The following is an 18,989-nucleotide window of genomic DNA, read 5'->3' as shown; positions in this document are numbered from 1 at the left end:
TATCCGCCCGTAGCGCCTTGACCCTGACAGATGCAGACACCGGAACCCGAAGCAGAGAAAAAAACCCAGCCCAAGCCCAAACGCATCTTGCTGGTCAACGAACAGCGATCCTTTCAGGTGATGATGAAGGCCATGTTGATCAACCTGGGCATCAATCGCATCACCTATGTCAATTCGGCCGAGGAGGCCCGGCGCCGCTGTCAGAAAGAGACCTTTGACATCTATCTGCTCGACTACGAACTGGGAGGCGGCGAGAACGGGCGTCAACTGCTGGAAAGCCTGCGGGATCAGAATCTCATCCCCCCCCAGAGCGTGGTGATCATGGTGAGCGCTGACAGCTCCCGCGCCATGGTGCTGAGCGCGCTGGAGGCCGAGCCCGACGAATACCTGATGAAGCCTTTCTCCCAGGAACAGTTCTCCTTTCGCCTCAAGCGTGCCCTCGCCCGCCGTCAGGCGCTGGAGAGCGTCTTCACCGCCCTTGCCAAGGACGATCTGCCTGCTCTGCTGGCCATCTGCGCCGAGCGAGCCGATGCGGTGCCGCGCTTTGCCAACTTCTGCCGCTGCCTGCAAGCCGATACCCAGCTCAAGCTGGGGCAGGCCAAGGAGGCTCGCAGCCTGATGCGCCAACTGCTGGCCGGGCAAGAGAACAGCTGGGCCCGGCTGACGCTGGGCAAGGCGTGCCACACCCTGGGCCTGAACGAGGAGGCAGTGAGCCACCTGCAGGCCACCCTCAAGAATACCCCGCTGATGGTGGAGGCCCACCTCTGGCTGGCGGAATCCCAGCTGGCCCTTGGCAATGGCGAACTGGCCCAGCAGGAGCTCAGGCGAGCGGTGGATATCTCACCCCAGTCGGTGCAGCTCTCCCGTCGGCTGGCAGAGGTGTGTCTGCTGCGTCACGACTACGCCCAGGCCAAGGATGTATTGCTGTCCCTCATCGACCTGTCGCGCAACTCCATCCATCGCACCCCCCACTACCTGGGGGCCTATATTCAGACCCTGACCCTGTACGCCCTCAACAGCAACGACAGCTACCACATCGCCAATCTGCAAAAACAGGTGAATTCGGCCCTGTCTCGCATCCGCGATTCGCTGATGATGGCGGAGTTCAATTACCCGGTGTTCGAGCAGATCTGCCAGGCCAGAGTGCAGATCGCCCTGGGGGAGCTGCTCAAGGGCAAGAAGATGCTCTATCGCGCCAACCAGAACTGGCTCGATCAACCGGCCACCATGCCCCCCAGCCTGCTGGGCGAGACCATACTGGCGCTCTACCAGCTCGGCGAGTTCGAATACGCAGAGAGCCTGCAGGCACTGCTGGCGGAGGATGAAGACAGGCTGCTTACCACCTGCATCCAGGCCACCCGGGATGACAAGACGGTGCTGGAGCGACGTCAGCGTTACCAGCAGCTCAACGAATTGGGTATCAAGGCCTATCAGAGCGGTGAGCTGGAGCAGGCCCTCGGCCACTTTCGCGAGGCCCTGCGCCGCGCCCCTGCCAATACAGGCGCCGCCCTCAACAAGATCCAGGTGCTGCTGCAACTGATGCAGAAGAATCGCAAGAGCCCGGAGTTTGGTGCCGAGTGCAAGGAGACGCTGGAGGTGCTGGACGGCATACCGCTCAATCCCGCCCAGCAGGATCGTTTTCGCAAGCTGCGTCAGGAGTTTACCCAACTCAGCTGACTCGGAAGCGGCTCCTCTCGCCTATGCTGATACAGACTCGGCGACGGGAGGAGAACCGCAATGGCGATGTGTCGATATCTGGTGGCGGACGGGCGTCACTGCAGCGAGGAGGCAGGGGAGCACGAGCTGTGCCGCTGGCACGATCCCCACGCCGATCATCAGGATCCCCAGACGGCTCATGAGCTTGAGCACTACATTCATCAAGGCGGTCTGTGCCACGGCCTGCAACTGGCCCGTGCCAACCTGGCCGGGCTCAATCTGGTGAAGAAGGGGGCACCACAGGGCTTCTTGCTGGAGCAGTGCAATTTCTATCGGGCCAACCTGCAAGGTGCCCACCTCTATGGCATTCGCATCAAGGGCGGCAGCCTGATGAAGGCGGATCTCAGTGATGCCAACCTCCACTGCGCCGAACTCGACAACGTCAATCTGCTCGGCATCCGCTGGCACAACACCCGCCTCGACAACCTCAACACCGGCAAACGACTGATGCAGGAGCGGCGCGGACGCAGCGAGCGGGATCCGGCGCAAGCCCGCATCTGGTTCAAGGAGGCGGAAGAGACCTACCGGGATCTGCGCAAGGCCTCGGAGGCGCAAGGCATCTTCACCATGTCCGGCCGCTACATACAGCGGGAGCTCACCATGCGCCGCCTGCAGCTGCCACTCTGGTCAATCCAGAGGTTCACCTCCTGGATCGTCGATCTCTTCTGCGGCTACGGCGAGGCGCCGATGCGGGTGGTGCTCTTCTCCCTGCTGCTCATCTTCATCTGCAGCATCTTCTACTTCTTCTTCGGCCTGAACTTCCAGGGGGAGTACCTCATCTACCAGCCCGGCGCCCCCTTCGAACAAAACGCCATCTTCCTGCTCGAATGCCTCTACTACAGCGTGGTGACCTTCACCACCCTGGGTTATGGCGACTTCACTCCCGTGGGCCTGTCGCGGATCTTTGCCGCCTTCGAGGCCTTTACCGGCAGCTTCACGCTGGCACTATTTGTGGTGGTGTTCGTGAAAAAGATGACACGGTGAGTGGCGCCGCCCTCCCCGGCCAGCGTTGGCGCCGGGGCAAGCTCCCACGCAAGCGGGGCCAAGCCGGCCCCTGAACTTGCATCCGCAGCGGATTCCTAGTCCAATAGCGACTTATAAAAATGACATGAGCATCCCTGACATGAAGATCATCTCTTTTAATATCAATGGCCTGCGCGCCCGCCTTCATCAGCTGCAAGCCATCATCGACAAACACCAGCCGGATGTGATCGGCCTGCAGGAGATCAAGGTACACGACGAGGCCTTCCCGCTGGCAGACGTGGAAGCCATGGGCTATCACGTGGAGTTCCACGGTCAGAAGGCCCATTACGGGGTGGCCATCATGAGCAAGCAGAAGCCGGTCGAGGTACAAAAAGGCTTCCCTACCGATCCGGAAGATGCCCAACGCCGCATGATCATGGCGACCTTCAAACGGGAGGATGGCTCCCTCATCAAGGTGATGAATGGCTATTTCCCGCAAGGGGAGAACCAGGATCACGAGACCAAGTTCCCGGCCAAGCAGAAGTTCTACGAGGACTTGCAGCACTATCTGGAAACTCACCACACCCCGAATGATCAACTCGTGCTGATCGGGGATGTGAACATCTCCCCCACGGATCTCGACATCGGTATCGGCGAGGCAAACCGCAAACGCTGGCTGCGAGAGGGCAAGTGCTCCTTCCTGCCCATCGAGCGCGAATGGATGGAACGCCTGAAAGGGTTCGGCCTGACCGACACCTTCCGCGCAGCCAACCCCACGGAGTGCGAACGTTTCTCCTGGTTTGACTACCGTTCAAAGGGCTTTGACGAGAACCGCGGCCTGCGCATCGATCTCATCATGGCCTCCGACGCCCTCAAGGACACAGTGACCGAAACCGGCATCGACTACGAGCTGCGCGGTATCGAGAAACCCTCCGACCACGCTCCCATCTGGGCCACCTTCGCCTGATAAATCCACACAGTGGGGACGTTTGACTCCCCACTGTGACCCAGCCCCCACTTCCCCCACCCCTTTCCTTCTTATAATTCCCGACAAACCTCCCGGATCATGAGCAATGCTCATAATGGAGTGCGCCCGCACCATCAGGATAACCATTGTCGCTGGCCTACCGCCCATCTCCTCCTTGGAGCTGACAACATTCAACACCGAGCAGCTTGGGTTCAATGTCTGTGCTCTATCATTTAAAAACTATTTGTAATCCAATAAGTTGAATTATTAATCATGCAGTTGATGACATCAGTTCAGAACAGGGGTGGGCACGACGATCGCTGTCCATTCAACAGGAGTGTGATGATGAAGGTGCAAAACGTCGGGGAAAGTATGTTCAAGCGTGGCTGCATTGCTCTGGCACTGGTCAGCGTGCTGGCTGGCTGCGGCGACAAACCAGCCAGTAGTGCCCAGGTACGCCCCCCTGTGCCCGTAGTAGTGGCCGAGGCCAAACTGACCGATGTGCCGCTGACGACCGAGATGGTGGGAGAGACGGCGGGTTATCGCGAAATCGAAGTTCGCTCCCGGGTAAACGGCATCCTGCTTGAACGCACTTATGTGGAAGGGCAACCCGTGACAGCAGGCCAGGAGCTGTTCCTCATCGATCCCGCCCCCTACAAGGTGGCACTGGAACAGGCCAAGGGGGCCCTGGCTCAGGAACAGGCCAGGTTCAACAAGGCACGCGCAGATCGGGATCGCATCATACCGCTGTTCAAGCGCCAGGTCGTGAGCCGCAAGGACTATGACGACACCATCGCCAACTACGAAGCGGCCATTGCCAGCCGCCAGGCCGCACAGGCAACAGTCAAAGAAGCAGAACTCAACCTCAGCTACACCCAGGTGACGGCACCGATTGATGGCATGGCGAGCAAGAGCTCCCAATCCGAGGGGAGCCTTATCTCAACCAATGCCAACAGCAGCCTGCTCACCACCATCACCCAGTACAACCCGCTCTACGTCAATTTCTCCTACTCGGAACAGGACCGTCTCAATTTTGAAACCTCGGTGCGAAAAGGATTGATTGAGGCCAAAGACACCACCAACTGGCGTACCCATATCCGTCTCGCTGATGGCTCCGTCTATCCCCAGGCGGGCAAGCTCAACTTCTCCGATAACCGGGTCGACCCACAGACGGGAACAATCCGGGCCCGCGCCATCTTTGACAACAAAGAGGGGGTCCTGCTACCGGGTCAATTTGTCCGACTCACCATCGACCTAGGTATTCGTAAAAACGCCATAGTGGTGCCAGCCAGAGCGATTGTGCAATCCCAGGCCGATCGCATGGTGATGGTGGTGGACGGCGATGACAAGGTGGTGCCACGCCCAGTCAGACTCGGTCCGGCCATTGCAGAAGGTGTGCTGATCGAGAGCGGCATTGATGCAGGCGAGCGTTACATCGTAGAGGGGCTGATGAAAGCCAGACCCGGCAGCATAGTCAAACCTGTCTCGGCCCAAGAGATGCAGGCGATCAGCGACAAGATGGCCAGCAAGCCAGCGGCCAGGTAAGGAGCTCGTATGTTTTCCAAGTTCTTCATTGAGCGCCCCATATTTTCCTGTGTGATATCGATCATTATCGTACTGGCAGGATTGGCCGCCATGCGTTCCCTGCCCGTCGAGCAGTATCCGCAGATCACGCCCCCCGTGGTATCGGTCACGGCCTTTTACCCGGGGGCAACCCCTGAAGCTATCTCTCAAACCGTTGCAGCCCCACTCGAGCAGCAGATCAACGGGGTTGAGCATATGGTGTACATGCAATCTGGCTCCGCCTCCAATGGCCAGATGAACCTCAACGTCTACTTCGAGATCGGTACCGATCCGGATCAGGCCACCATCAACGTCAACAACCGGGTCTCGGCCGCCATGGCCCAACTGCCGGAAGAGGTGAAAAAGCAGGGGGTCACGGTCAAGAAAAAATCGACCTCCATCTTGCAGGTCATCACCCTGGTGTCACCCAACCAGTCATTTGATACGACCTACCTGTCGAACTATGCCCTGCTCAACATCATCGACGAGCTCAAGCGGATACCTGGCGTTGGCGACACCATGCTCTTTGGTGGCACTGACTACGCCATGCGGATCTGGCTGCGCCCGGATCGTCTTGCCCAGTTGCAGCTGACTCCGGGCGATGTGATTGGCGCCATCCGTGAACAGAACACCCAATTTGCCGCGGGCAAAATAGGGGCTCAGCCCACCAGCACGCCCATCGACTTCACTTACACGGTGCAGACCAAGGGGCGCCTTGAGGATGTCAAAGAGTTCGAGAACATCATCATCCGATCCATGCCAAATGGCGCCAAAATTCGGGTCAAAGACATTGCCCGGGTCGAGCTGGGTGGCAAGGATTACGACATAGTCGCTCGCGCCAACGGCAAACCGGCCATCGGTATAGCGACCTATCTGCAACCGGGTGCCAACTCCGTCGCCGTGGCAGATGCCGTGCACGCCACCATGGCGCAACTGCAAACCCGGTTTCCGCAGGATATCGAGTATCAAATCCCCTATGACACCACCGAGTTCGTAAAACTCTCCATTGAGGAGGTAGTGCATACCCTGTTTGAAGCCATGGTGCTGGTGTTCGTGGTGGTTTACCTCTTCTTGCAGAATTTCCGCGCCACCCTGATCCCCTGTATCGCTGTGCCGGTGTCCTTGATCGGCACCTTTGCCGGCATGCTGCTGCTGGGCTTCTCCATCAACCTGCTCACCCTGTTCGGTATGGTGCTGACCATAGGCATAGTGGTGGATGACGCCATAGTGGTGCTGGAGAACGTGGAGCGCAGCATGCGCGAGCGAAAGCTCTCGGCGCCGCAAGCCGCCATTCTCGCCATGCAGGAGGTGTTCAGCCCCATCGTCGCCACCACCCTGGTCCTGTGCGCCGTGTTTATACCCGTGGCCTTTATGGGTGGCATGACAGGGGTGATGTACAAGCAATTTGCCATCACCATCGCCGTCTCTGTGGTTATCTCCAGCATCATTGCCCTTACCTTGTCGCCGGCCTTGTGTGCTGTCTTGCTCAAGGACGGCCATCAGGAGCCCGCTCGCTTCTTCGTCTGGTTCAATCACCGCTTTGACCAGCTCACCAGAGGATATGTGCGTGGGGTGGCTTTCCTGAATCGCCGGGTGGCACTGGCCTTCAGCATCATAGTGACCATGCTGCTCGCCAGTTATCTGCTGTTTATGAAAGTACCGGGGGAACTGGTACCGGATGAGGATCAAGGCTACCTCATCTCTGCCATCATGCTGCCAGACGCAGCGGCACTCACTCGCACCCAGGCGCTGGCTGACAAGTTTGACCAAATCGCCATGGCCAACCCGAACGTGAAGGATGTCGTCACCTTCTCCGGTTTCGACATTCTCTCCAGTGCTGTGATCAGCAACAGCGGCCTGAGCTTCATCACCCTCAGGGACTGGAGCGAGCGAAAAGACGCAGGACAAGACTCCTTCTCCCTGGCGAATACCTTTCAAGGCATGAGTCTGATGGGGCTGGCGGATGGCTTTGTGGCCTCCTTCAATCCACCACCAATCCAGGGGATGTCCACCACGGGGGGACTGGAAGGGTATCTGCAAAACCGCAGCGGCAGCGATGCCAAGACCTTCTCGGCAGAGGTTGAACATTTCCTGGCCGCAGCCAGAGAACGGCCTGAGTTTGCCAGCGTCACCTCGACCTATCGCGCCAATGTCCCTCAGGTCTATCTGGATCTTGATCGGGAAAAAACCAAGGCGTTGGGGCTGCCCATCAATGCGGTGTTCGACACCATGCAGGCCACCTTCGGTCAGGTTTACGTCAACGACTTCAACCAGTTCGGTCGTACCTATCGGGTCCAGCTTCAGTCAGAAGCGGATTATCGTGCCAGGAAGGGCGACATTCGCAACATCTATGTCCGTTCCGACAAGGGCGAGATGATCCCCCTTAGCAGCCTGGTGACGGTACGCGACGCCAGCGGCCCCGAGTTGGTAGAGCGCTTCAATGTGTTCCCTGCCGCCAAGATCATGGCGCAACCTGCACCGGGATACAGTTCAGGACAAGCCATTGCCGCATTGGAAGAGATCGCGAACAGTACCCTCGGCAACGATGCCAAACTGGAGTGGACCGGATCTGCCTATCAGGAGAAAGCTTCTGCCGGCAGTGCCGGCATGGCGTTTGGCTTCGGCATAGTGATGATTTTCCTCATTCTGGCGGCCCAGTACGAACGCTGGAGTCTGCCGTTTGCGGTGATCACTGCGGTTCCCTTCGCGCTGTTCGGGGCCCTGCTCGCCACCTGGGCCGTGGGCCTCACCAACAACGTCTACTTCCAGATTGGGTTGGTCACCCTGGTGGGGCTTGCGGCCAAGAACGCCATCCTGATCGTGGAGTTTGCCGTGATGAAGCATGAGGAAGGGATGAGTATTGCCGAGTCGGCACTAGAGGCGGCGCGCCTGCGTTTTCGCCCGATTGTCATGACATCGCTGGCCTTTATTCTCGGCTGCATCCCCTTGATCACATCGAGCGGTGCCGGGGCGGCCAGCCGCCATGCTCTCGGCTGGCCGGTCATTGGCGGCATGCTGGCAGCCACCTTTATCGCCATCTTCTTTATCCCGCTCTTCTTCCGCTTGATCATGCAAGGCTCGCAAAAGAAGCGCTAATACCGTTATCAATCAATATGGTATTTGCTCAAACGCCTTCGCTCTGCGAGGGCGTTTTTATTCAAATCAACTCGACTCAATCACCTAAACTCAGGGAGATTTGAGGGGGAGTATTTCTATGCTGGTTCAGCTTTGGCTCGCTGCGGCACTTGCCGGATCAAACATGACAGCCTGTGGTCACCATGACTATCCCCCGTGGAACTGGCATGCGGGCGGTAAAATCGTGGGAGTCTGCGCCGAAGTAGTGAGCACCCTCTATCAACGGCTGGGGCTCAACGTTAACCTTGACTACGTAGGCCCCTGGGCCCGTTGCCAGCAAAAGGTGGCCTCCGGCGAGGTAGACATCAATATTTGTGCCCTGCGCAACAGCGAGCGTGAAAGCTACTCCCGCTTCACGCAAACACCGATGGCCATCAATGACATGGCTGTGTTTGTTCGCCAGCCCAGCCCGCGTCTCTTGGAGCAACGGGAGGATCTGGCCGGGCTAAGGGGAGCTATGATGATCGGGGTCAGCCTTGGCAGCGAGCTGGACACATTTCTGGAAGAGAATACCCGGATCCACAGGGTCAACTCCCTCAAGCAGGTCTTTGGGCTGCTGGCCAGCGACAGGGTCGACTTTGTGCCCTACGGTCGCTCTTCTGGTCGCCTCTTTTTACGGGAAAATTACCCGGATAGCGGTCTGGCCGATCTGCTCTGGCCCCTGCAACAGGGAGAACTCTACATCTCGGTGTCCCTCAACTCCCCTCACCTCGATACCCTGGAGAAACTCGAACCCATGTTGCAGGCCCCGGGTATGGGTCAGTGGATAGATCAACTGCTGGACAAATACAGCACCCTCTATCTGGAGCAGCAACGACAGACTCAGCAGATGCCTTGACCTTCTCCCGCGAGTAAGGTTTAGATTTGCCCCATCCCTTGCCAGAGTTGACACATGATGAGTTTGGTTCGATTGCCCACCCTGCTATTGGCCCGGCTGTTGCTGGCGCTGATGCTTGTCTGCAATCTGACCCTCTGTATCAGCTGGCACGGGACCGATGTCATCTCCTCCACCATGACGACCGGCAGCAACAACGCAACCATGAGTGCGACCGCCATGCAGGGGCTCGCCTGTCACACTATGGCAGCCGATGATGGAGAGCAAGGCAACGCCATGAGCCAGGGAGATTGCCAGATGCACGGCGGCCTCACCTCGCCAACCGGGGCCGGCCTGCCACTGCTGGCCGCGCTGCTGACCTTGCTTGCCCTCCCCCTTTTGCTGCTGCCCCATCTGGGGGTCGCCAGCCATCTGTTCGATCACTGGCTGCGGGATCCCTTCCTGCGTAGCCGCGGTACTCATCCCCCCTCCTGGCCCCGCCGACATCTGATGCTGTCGGTACTGCGCCACTAGAAGGATCTTCTCCCGTGCATGGGACAAGGCTGACCTTGCCCGACACTGCACGTCCTTGCCTGACCCTGTGACGGCTGGCACCGCCAGCAATAGCAGGGAGCCGTGCGTCCGCTGACACGTCAGCAACGCCCCGTTTGCCGCCCAGCCTGTGTGATCTGCTGCGATAGATGCAGCAACCAGACGCTCGTTATGCGTCTGTCACCATCACAAGCCGGCGGCCTGACAGAAGAGAAGATGCACATGTCATCTGCCCGATTGACCGAGCCAGTTGCCGCTCACCCTTGCACCATTAGCGCCCGCCTGATGCCGGTCGGAGGTTCCCTATGAGCCATAAATCAAGCCAAAAGCTGCTTGTCTCAGCCCTGCTGCTGGCCCTCGGGGCCGGTGGCGGCTACTGGGCCGCCAAACAGACTGGCGACGGTGCAACCGCCAAAGAGAAGACGCCCCTTTACTGGGTCAACCCCATGGATCCCCGCGACAAGCGCAACGGCCCCGCCAAGGACAACATGGGGATGGACTTTATCCCCGTCTATGAGGAGCAAAAAAACGGATCGCCGGGCACAGTCACCATCAGCCCCGAGATCCAGCAGAACCTGGGAGTTCGGCTGGCCAAGGTGGAGAAGCTGCCCATCCACCAGCAGATCGAGACGGTGGGCTATGTCGGGTATGACGAGGATCGGCTGGAGGCGATCAACGCCCGCATGGCGGGCTGGATCCGCACCCTTGCCATCAAGAGTGAGGGGCAGAAGGTGGCCAAAGGCTCCCTGCTCTACGAGATCTACGCCCCGGATCTGGTCAATGCCCAGCACGAATACCTGCTGGCCCTCAACACAACCAACCCGCTGCTGCTGCGCGCCGCCGATGGCAAGCTCAAGTCCCTGCAGGTGCCGGCGGATCAGATAGCCGCCCTCAAACGCAGCCGGCAGGTGCGCGAAACCATTGGCATTTACGCCCCCAGCAGCGGCTATGTCTCGGAGCTCAAGGTGCGCGAAGGGCAGTATGTGGAGCCCGCCGCCGCCCTGTTCAACATCAGCACCCTGCAGCAGGTGTGGGTCAGTGCCGAGGTGTTCGAGCGCCAGGCCGCCCAGTTGAAAGTGGGGGATCCTGTCACCATGACCCTCGACTACGCCCCCGGTCGCAGCTGGCAGGGCCGGGTGGATTACCTCTACCCGACCCTGGATGCCGCCACTCGCACCCTCAAGGTGCGGCTGCGCTTTGACAACCCGGACGAGTTTTTGAAACCCAATATGTTTGCCAAGGTGGCCATTCGCACTGGCCAGGGGGAACCCCGGCTGGTGGTACCGAGCGAAGCGGTGATCCGCACCGGCAGCCAGGACAGGCTGGTGCTGGCGCTGGGGGATGGCAACTTCAAGTCGGTAGCCGTCACCCTCGGCCCCCAGTTTGGTGACAAGGTCGCCATCAAGGCGGGGGTGGAAGCGGGTGACAGCATAGTCAGCTCGGCCCAGTTCCTGCTCGACTCCGAATCGGCCATAGACTCGGACTTCCAGCGCATGACGGCGGTACGCCCGGCGCAGGTATGGACCCAAGGGACGGTACAGAGCATCGATCTGACCAGCCGCACCCTGATGGTGGCCCACCAACCCATCCCCGAGTGGCAGTGGCCCGCCATGGAGATGGAATTTACCGTGGCGGATGACGTGGACATTTCCCAGCTCGCCGCAGGGCAAACCCTCCATCTGCAGGTGATGCAGGAGGGGGATGAGTACCGTATCACCACCATCCATCAGGAGAAAGCGCCGGCAACCGGCAACGCTACCAAGCCTGCGGCGGATGAGATGGACAAGATGGAAGGTATGGACCATAGCCAGCACGATATGGGAGCCAAGCCATGATCCCTGCCATTATTCGCTGGTCCGTGGGCAACCGCTTTCTGGTGCTGCTGTTGACCGTCATGCTCACCGCCTGGGGACTCTGGTCGGTAAAACAGACCCCGGTGGACGCGCTGCCGGACCTCTCCGACGTGCAGGTGATCATCAAGACCTCCTACCCGGGCCAGGCGCCCCAGGTGGTGGAGGATCAGGTGACCTACCCGCTCACTACCGCCATGCTGGCGGTGCCGGGCTCCACCACGGTGCGCGGCTACTCCTTCTTCGGCGACTCCTTCGTCTATGTGCTGTTTGACGACAACACGGATCTCTACTGGGCCCGCGCACGGGTGCTGGAGTATTTGAGCCAGGTCGCCCCCAATCTGCCGGCCGAGGCGAAACCCCAGCTTGGCCCCGATGCCACCGGGGTGGGCTGGGTCTATCAGTACGCTCTGGTTGACAGGACCGGCAAGCACGATCTCAGCCAGCTCACCTCGTTGCAGAACTGGTTCCTCAAGTACGAGCTGCAGACAGTCAACGGCGTCTCCGAAGTGGCCACCGTGGGCGGCATGGTGCGCCAGTATCAGGTGCGGGTCGATCCGGACAAGCTGCGCGCCTACGGCATTCCCCTCTCACTTATCCAGACCGCCATCGAGCAGGGCAACCAGGAGACAGGCGCCTCCGTCATCGAGATGGCGGAAGCGGAATACATGGTGCGATCCAACGGCTATCTGAAAAGCGTCGAAGACCTCAAGCAGATCCCGCTCGGCACCCAGGTCAGGGGCGCTCCGCTGCTGCTCGGTGACGTTGCGGATGTGGTCACTGGCCCCCAGAGCCGGCGCGGCATCGCCGAACTCAACGGCGAAGGGGAAGTGGTGGGCGGCATCATAGTCATGCGCTATGGCGAGAATGCCCAGCACACCATAGACGGGGTCAAGGCGCGGCTGGCCGAGCTGAAAAGCAGCCTGCCGGAAGGGGTAGAAGTGGTCACTGTCTACGACCGATCCGATCTTATCCAGCGCGCCATCGACAACCTCTCCGGCAAGCTGCTGGAGGAGTTCACCGTGGTGGTGCTGGTCTGTCTGGCCTTCCTGTTCCACCTGCGCTCGTCCCTGGTGGTGGTCATCACCTTGCCCATCGCCATTCTGGTGGCCTTTATCGTGATGCACCTGCAGGGGATCAACGCCAACATCATGTCCCTCGGCGGTATCGCCATCGCCATCGGCGCCATGGTAGACGGCGCAATCGTGATGATAGAGAACGTGCACAAGCACATGGAGCGGGAGGCGCTCACCGACAAGAACCGCTGGCGCATCATCACGGAGGCGAGCATCGAAGTGGGGCCCGCCATCTTCTTCTCCCTGCTCATCATCACCATGAGCTTCCTGCCGGTGTTTGCACTGGAGGCGCAGGAGGGACGCATGTTCCATCCGCTCGCCTACACCAAAACCTACGCCATGGCAGCGGCTGCGGCGCTCGCCATCACGCTCGTTCCAGTCATGATGGGCTATTTTATTCGCGGCAAGGTGCTGGCTGAGCAGGCCAACCCTCTCAACCGTGGCTTGAGCCAGGCTTATATACCGCTGCTCAAGGCCGTACTGGCGCGCCCCAAGACCACGCTGGCCGCCGCACTGCTGGTGACGGTGGCGGGCTTCTGGCCACTCCAGTATCTGGGCTCCGAGTTCATACCGCCGCTCGATGAGGGGGACATCATGTATATGCCCACCACGGCGGCCAATATCTCGGTGGGCAAGGCGCGGGAGATTTTGCAGCAGACCGACAAGCTCATTCGCACCGTGCCCGAGGTGCAGAACGTGTTCGGCAAGGCGGGCCGCGCCGATTCGGCCACAGACCCTGCCGACCTGGTGATGATGGAGACCAGCATACAGCTCAAGCCGCGCGATCAGTGGCGCCCCGGCATGACGCCGGAGAAGCTGAAAGAAGAGCTCGACTCCCTCATTCGCTTCCCCGGCCTCACCAACGCCTGGGTGCCCCCCATCAAGACCCGCATCGACATGCTGGCCACCGGCATCAAGACCCCGGTCGGCATCAAGATAGCGGGGCCCGACCTCAAGGTGATCCAGCAAGTCGGCCAGCAGCTTGAGCAGATCGTCGGCAAGGTGGCGGGAGCGGCCTCCGTCTACGCCGAACGGGTGGCTGGTGGTCGCTACGTCAAGGTGGATATCGACCGGCTCAATGCCGCCCGTTATGGCCTCAACATCGCCGACGTGCAGGCGGTGCTCGCCACCGCAGTGGGCGGCATGGACGTGGGCCAGACCATAGAGGGGCGCGAGCGCTACCCCATCAACCTGCGCTATCCCCAGAGCTATCGCGACTCGGTGGCAAGCCTCGAACTGCTGCCGCTGATCACCCCCAAGGGGGAGCGGATCGCGCTGGCGGACGTGGCCAAGGTTTACATCAGTGACGAGGCCCCCATGCTGCGCAGCGAGAATGCGCGGCTGAACGGCTGGGTCTACGTGGATATTCGCGGCCGCGACATCGGCACCTTTGTCGATGAGGCCAGGGCAGAGGTAGGCAAGCAGCTGATCCTGCCGGCGGGCTACGCCCTCACCTGGTCGGGTCAGTATGAATACATGGAACGGGCCAAGGCGCGCCTCGCCTACGTAGTGCCGTTAACCATCGCCATTATCGTGCTGCTGCTCTATCTGGCGTTTCGCCGCATGCAGGAGGTGTTGCTCATCCTCACCACGCTGCCGCTCGCCGTGGTGGGCGGGATCTGGACCCTCTGGCTGCTGGACTTCAACCTCTCGGTGGCGGTGGGGGTGGGCTTTATCGCCCTGGCCGGGGTGGCGGTGGAGACAGGTGTGCTGATGCTGGTCTACCTCAACCACGCCTGGGATGAGCTGGTGGCGAGCGGCAAGCCGGACAAGGCGGGCCTGCATCAAGCCGTGATCCACGGCGCAGCCCTGCGTCTGCGCCCCAAGATGATGACGGTAGTCACCATCATCGCCGGCCTCTTGCCCATCATGTGGAGCCAGGGCACAGGCTCGGAAGTGATGCAGCGCATCGCCGCGCCGATGATCGGCGGCATGGTGAGCGCCCTGGTGCTGACCCTCTTGGTGTTGCCCGCCGCCTACTACCTGTGGCGCAGCCAAAGCCTTGGCAAGCAGGCAGACCAACAAGCCGACTAACCCTTTTGCAATCAACGAAGTGTTTGAATCAATCACGAGGAAAAGACCATGAACTACAAGACATTTGCAATGACATTGCTGCTCGGCCTTGCCTCTCTCCAGGCCCGGGCCGAAATGACCATGAGCCACGAGGGGCACGATATGTCCCAGATGGAGGGGATGGATATGCAGGCGACGGGAGAGAACGCGATGACCAAGGGGATCATCAGCCGTATCGACGAGGCCAGCGGCAAGGTGGGGATCAAACACGAGGCCATCGACAACCTCAAGATGCCCCCCATGACAATGGTGTTCCTGCTGGCCGATCCGGCCCTGATCAAGGGGCTCAAGGTCGGAGATGCGGTGCGCTTTCACGCCGAGAACCCGGCTGGCAAGCTGACAGTCACCCAGCTGCAAAAACAGTGAATTGACGGACAAGATAAACGGCGGGGCTCTCCATCCCGCCGTTTATCTTGAGGTGCGTTTGGGCACCTCGTTAGTGAGCTTGCTGTCTGGACATTGCGGTCAACGCAGTGCCGCCTGCAACCAGCCAGCAAGCGCATCCAGCTCGGCTTGCCGAGCCGGGAAATCGGTCTTCAGTTGCCCGAGCAGCGCGGCGATGGCGTCGCTGCGATAGGTCACGCCCACCAGCCGCTGGGCCAATGCATCCAATGGGGCCGGATCCAGGCTGTCGCTGAAGATCTGCGCCCGCCCTATCACCCCCTTCTCCACATCGAAATGCAGCTCCACCCCGCCCCAGTCGAAGCGCTCGTCCAGCTGATGGGTGAACGCAGGCGCATGACCAAAATTCCACTCCCAGCTGCGCTGGCGGGCGAAAGTGTCGGCAAAGCCGGGCAAGTCCGGCAATTGGGTCGGGGAGATATGCTCGGGGGAGACGCGCGCACCGTAGTGGGCGAAGAAGGCCTCAATGAGCGAATGACTCACCTGCTGATGTTCGATCCCGGGCAGCAGCTCGCACAGGTTGGCTACCCGACTGCGTACCGAGCTGATCCCCTTGGCTGCCAGCTTTTTGGGGTCGGGATTGAGGTAATTGGCGAGGCGGCTCAAGTCTGCATCGAGCAGCAGGGTACCGTGATGGAAACCGCGATCATGGGTCTCCCGATAGGCCGAGCCAGACACCTTGCGATCCCCGTCCTGGGTGGCCACCAGCAGGTCGTTGCGTCCGGAAGCAAAGGCACTCACCCCGAGCAGCTTGAGCGCATCGAGCACTATGGCGGTGGAGATGCTCTTGTCATAGCCCGGCTTGCCCGCCATGAAGGTGAAGCAGCTGTTGCCAAGGTCGTGAAACACGGCGCCACCTCCGCTGCTGCGCCTGGCCAGAGTCACGCCATCCTCTTCCATGCGGCGGGTGTTGCACTCCTTCCACGGGTTCTGGGCACGGCCAATCACCACTGTATTGGCGTTGCGCCACAGAAACAGTACCCGCTGGTTCGGGTCCATCTGCCGGAAGATGCACTCCTCCACCGCCAGGTTGAACAGGGGATCGTGAGAGTCGGAAACTAGCAGACGCAGAGCAGTCATGGGCAGGCCTTTATCGAGTCAATAGCGTGCCGATATTACCACTTTCTTTCTCACCTGCAGTCTTCAACCAGGCCAGGTTGTGGCCATAGACCATCAAAAATTGACAAGAATGACGCCAAAAGCACCGATACGGTCACAACCGTGCAAAAATCCCCCCTGACCGAGGGATTGACACTTGCAGCATGAGAGAAATTGCCCGACGCTAGCCATAGATACATCACCAGGCGGCCTTACTTGAGCTTACCCCCTGCATTTTTCCATTGCTCGGGCCGGCATATTGGCCCTTTGCTCATGCCGTTGCTGCTGATCATACTGGCCTGTCTGCCGGCCAGAGTCGCGGCACAGGATCCGATTGTTTTACAGTTGAAGTGGCATCATCAGTTCCAGTTTGCCGGCTACTATGCGGCCATCGCCCAGGGCTATTACCGGGATGCAGGGCTCGATGTCAGGCTCAGAGAGGCCGGCCCGGGCACGGATGTGGTCGACGAAGTTGTCTCGGGGCGCGCCCATTATGGAGTCGGCAGCAGTGATTTGCTGCTGGATCGCCAGCGCGGCCAACCTGTCGTGGTCCTGGCCACCCCGTTTCAACACTCCCCTCTGGTGCTGCTGGCCCGCGCCGATATCGACAACGTGCATGATCTCGTTGGCCGCCGTCTGATGCTGGAATATCACTCCGAAGAGCTGATCGCCTACCTGCAACACGAAGGGGTTGCGCTTGGGTTGCTCCACCGCCAGCCCCATACCCTGAGTGCAGATGCGCTAATTCGGGGCGAAGTGGACGCCATGAGCGCCTACAACACGGATGAAACTTACACATTGCAGCGCAGCGGTGTGCCCTATCAGACCTTTACTCCCCGCAGCGCCGGTATCGATTTCTACGGCGACAATCTGTTTACCTCCGAGCGTGAATTGCGCGACCACGGGGCGAGAGTCAGAGCCTTTCGCGAAGCCAGCCTCAAGGGGTGGCGTTACGCCATGCTGCATCCGGAAGAGGTGGTGGCCTGGATCCTCACCCAATATCCGGCGACCAATAATCCGGCCCTGGACCGCAACAAGCTGCTGTTTGAAGCCAAGCAGATGCAGCCGCTGATCCGCGCCGATCTGGTGGAGATGGGCTACATGTATCCCGGCCGCTGGCAACACATAGCGCAAACCTATATGGACCTCGGCCTGCTCACTGCCATGCCGGATCTGGATAGTTTCCTCTACAGCCAGCAGGAAGAGAGAGCACATCAACAGCAGTTGATGATCTATCAGGGCATCGCCATCGGCCTGCTGGTCACCGCCTTCCTATTGATATTGCTTATGATCTTCCTTCGTCTCAACCGCCGTCTGCGGGAAGAGAGCAAGGCACGCCATCAGCTAAGCCAGGAGATAGCCGACAACGAGCGCCACTTCCGCTTCATCACGGAGAACAGTGCCGACGTCATCTGGACCATGGATATCCAGAGTGGTCGCTTCACCTACCTGAGCCCGTCGGTACAGCACCTGCGTGGTTTCACCGTCGAGGAGGTGCTGGCCCAGACGGGCGAGGAGCTGATGACGGCTGAATCTGCCGACCGCATCGCCCGCCAGATGAAGGAGTCGCTGGCAACCTGGGCGGCGGGGGATCACATCAATACCAAGCGAGTCACCCTGGTGGATCAGCCTCACAAGGATGGGCGCCTCATCCACACAGAAGTGGTGACCACGCTGCATGCCGACAAAGATGGCAACCCCGTCTCTGTGCTCGGCGTAACCCGGGACATCAGCGATCGCAAAGCCAGCGAGGAGATGATGCGCCAGCTCGCTTTTTATGATCCCCTCACTCACCTGCCCAACCGTCGTCTGCTCCAAGACAGGCTGCAACACTCACTGCAACAGGCGGACGGAAAGCCGCTTGCCCTGCTGTTCATCGATCTCGATCACTTCAAACCGGTCAACGATCAGCATGGGCACGAGGCAGGCGACTGGCTGCTGGCCACCGTCGCCAAGCGCATGCTGCACTGTGTACGGGAGGGGGACACGGTCGCCCGGATCGGCGGGGATGAATTCATGGTGCTGCTGCCCGAGATAACGGGAGAGGCGGGGGCCATCGCCATCGCCGAGGCCATCCACCAGAGTCTCAACCAGACCTTTGCCATGACGGATGCGCTCCATTTCCATATCTCCAGCTGCATCGGTGTGGCCCTCTATCCGCAGCACGGCACCACCCAGAAGCAGTTGATGAATCACGGCGATCAGGCCATGTATCAGGCCAAGGAGGCGGGGCGCAACCGCATCCAGCTGTTCACGCCCCAGATGGCGGGCGGGATCACGCGAGAGGCAGCCAACCAGATGCAGCTGGGCTGGAAACAGAGCCACGACTGCGGCCACCCGCAGATCGATGATGACCATCGCCAGCTGTTTGCCCTGGCCAACCAGCTGCTCAACGGCGTGCTGACCATGGAAGAGGATACAGACCAGTTTCATCAAAACTTCGAGGCCCTGCTGGCCCTGGCCACCCGCCACTTCAACAATGAAGAGGCCATTCTGGCCAAGCTGGAGTACGCCGAGCTGGACACTCACCGTCAGGAGCATCAAAAGCTGCTCCGTCGGGCCGACAGCCTCTATCAGGCGGCCCGCACTGGCGAGCTCACCAATCTTGCACTACTGGATTTTGTTCTGCAGGACCTGGTGCTGGGTCACATGGTCAAGCAGGACAAACGCTATTTCCCGCTGCTGAAGGCCAGCATGCAGGAAGAGGCCCTCCTCTCGCCCGATGGCCCCCTCGCCTCTCCCCCGCCCGGTCTGGTGAAACACTGAACCTTGCTGTCTCA

The 18,989-nt window shown here is 60.1% G+C and carries 12 protein-coding genes; 11 read left to right on the top strand and 1 reads right to left on the bottom strand.

Translation table 11 applies throughout. From position 1 onward, the window contains the following. Positions 1-30 precede the first annotated feature (30 nt). From AC1P02_RS11925 to AC1P02_RS11880, 10 genes are all read left to right on the top strand, one after another. Positions 31-1,677, top strand: a complete 1,647-nt coding sequence (locus AC1P02_RS11925; RefSeq protein ID WP_113720179.1) for a tetratricopeptide repeat-containing response regulator — start codon at positions 31-33, stop codon at positions 1,675-1,677. A gap of 60 nt (positions 1,678-1,737) precedes the next feature. Next, complete coding sequence (locus AC1P02_RS11920; RefSeq protein ID WP_087756156.1) at positions 1,738-2,700, top strand: ion channel; 963 nt, start codon at positions 1,738-1,740, stop codon at positions 2,698-2,700. Positions 2,701-2,839: 139 nt separating this feature from the next. After that, entirely contained in the window at positions 2,840-3,646 is an 807-nt protein-coding gene (gene xthA, locus AC1P02_RS11915) for an exodeoxyribonuclease III (RefSeq protein WP_021138035.1), read from the top strand. 345 nt (positions 3,647-3,991) lie between these two features. Continuing rightward, on the top strand, positions 3,992-5,191 hold the full coding sequence (locus AC1P02_RS11910; RefSeq protein WP_125598067.1) for an efflux RND transporter periplasmic adaptor subunit: 1,200 nt from the start codon (positions 3,992-3,994) through the stop codon (positions 5,189-5,191). Positions 5,192-5,200: 9 nt separating this feature from the next. Next, positions 5,201-8,305: an efflux RND transporter permease subunit gene (locus AC1P02_RS11905; protein WP_485182285.1), complete on the top strand. Its 3,105-nt coding sequence runs from the start codon at positions 5,201-5,203 to the stop codon at positions 8,303-8,305. Positions 8,306-8,423: 118 nt separating this feature from the next. Further along, positions 8,424-9,182 (top strand): substrate-binding periplasmic protein, encoded by a 759-nt coding sequence (locus AC1P02_RS11900; RefSeq protein WP_485182284.1) that lies wholly within the window; start codon positions 8,424-8,426, stop codon positions 9,180-9,182. A gap of 54 nt (positions 9,183-9,236) precedes the next feature. Beyond that, positions 9,237-9,692: a hypothetical protein gene (locus AC1P02_RS11895; RefSeq protein WP_485182283.1), complete on the top strand. Its 456-nt coding sequence runs from the start codon at positions 9,237-9,239 to the stop codon at positions 9,690-9,692. Between the two features lie 323 nt (positions 9,693-10,015). Beyond that, on the top strand, positions 10,016-11,545 hold the full coding sequence (locus tag AC1P02_RS11890; RefSeq protein WP_485182282.1) for an efflux RND transporter periplasmic adaptor subunit: 1,530 nt from the start codon (positions 10,016-10,018) through the stop codon (positions 11,543-11,545). Further along, positions 11,542-14,670 (top strand): efflux RND transporter permease subunit, encoded by a 3,129-nt coding sequence (locus AC1P02_RS11885; protein WP_485182281.1) that lies wholly within the window; start codon positions 11,542-11,544, stop codon positions 14,668-14,670. The genes AC1P02_RS11890 and AC1P02_RS11885 overlap by 4 nt, the downstream gene beginning before the upstream one ends. Before the next feature lie 48 nt (positions 14,671-14,718). After that, positions 14,719-15,075 carry a copper-binding protein gene (locus AC1P02_RS11880; RefSeq protein WP_125597812.1) on the top strand — a complete coding sequence of 119 codons (357 nt, stop codon included), beginning with the start codon at positions 14,719-14,721 and terminating at the stop codon, positions 15,073-15,075. A gap of 99 nt (positions 15,076-15,174) precedes the next feature. Here AC1P02_RS11880 and lplA read toward each other — a convergent pair whose 3' ends face one another. Beyond that, positions 15,175-16,191, bottom strand: a complete 1,017-nt coding sequence (lplA, locus tag AC1P02_RS11875; RefSeq protein ID WP_485182280.1) for a lipoate--protein ligase — start codon at positions 16,189-16,191, stop codon at positions 15,175-15,177. Positions 16,192-16,482: 291 nt separating this feature from the next. Between lplA and AC1P02_RS11870 the strand changes: the two genes are divergently transcribed. Beyond that, entirely contained in the window at positions 16,483-18,975 is a 2,493-nt protein-coding gene (locus AC1P02_RS11870) for a diguanylate cyclase domain-containing protein (RefSeq protein ID WP_485182279.1), read from the top strand. Positions 18,976-18,989 lie beyond the last annotated feature (14 nt).

Source organism: Aeromonas sp. TS_SC_11 (assembly GCF_057318915.1).
This window is presented reverse-complemented; position numbering and strand designations above follow the sequence as displayed.

Coding starts and splice junctions, on each gene's coding strand:
- AC1P02_RS11925 (WP_113720179.1), top strand. CDS start 31: ATGCAGACACCGGAACCCGAAGCAGAGAAAAAAACCCAGCCCAAGCCC.
- AC1P02_RS11920 (WP_087756156.1), top strand. CDS start 1,738: ATGGCGATGTGTCGATATCTGGTGGCGGACGGGCGTCACTGCAGCGAG.
- xthA (WP_021138035.1), top strand. CDS start 2,840: ATGAAGATCATCTCTTTTAATATCAATGGCCTGCGCGCCCGCCTTCAT.
- AC1P02_RS11910 (WP_125598067.1), top strand. CDS start 3,992: ATGAAGGTGCAAAACGTCGGGGAAAGTATGTTCAAGCGTGGCTGCATT.
- AC1P02_RS11905 (WP_485182285.1), top strand. CDS start 5,201: ATGTTTTCCAAGTTCTTCATTGAGCGCCCCATATTTTCCTGTGTGATA.
- AC1P02_RS11900 (WP_485182284.1), top strand. CDS start 8,424: ATGCTGGTTCAGCTTTGGCTCGCTGCGGCACTTGCCGGATCAAACATG.
- AC1P02_RS11895 (WP_485182283.1), top strand. CDS start 9,237: ATGATGAGTTTGGTTCGATTGCCCACCCTGCTATTGGCCCGGCTGTTG.
- AC1P02_RS11890 (WP_485182282.1), top strand. CDS start 10,016: ATGAGCCATAAATCAAGCCAAAAGCTGCTTGTCTCAGCCCTGCTGCTG.
- AC1P02_RS11885 (WP_485182281.1), top strand. CDS start 11,542: ATGATCCCTGCCATTATTCGCTGGTCCGTGGGCAACCGCTTTCTGGTG.
- AC1P02_RS11880 (WP_125597812.1), top strand. CDS start 14,719: ATGAACTACAAGACATTTGCAATGACATTGCTGCTCGGCCTTGCCTCT.
- lplA (WP_485182280.1), bottom strand. CDS start 16,191: ATGACTGCTCTGCGTCTGCTAGTTTCCGACTCTCACGATCCCCTGTTC.
- AC1P02_RS11870 (WP_485182279.1), top strand. CDS start 16,483: ATGCCGTTGCTGCTGATCATACTGGCCTGTCTGCCGGCCAGAGTCGCG.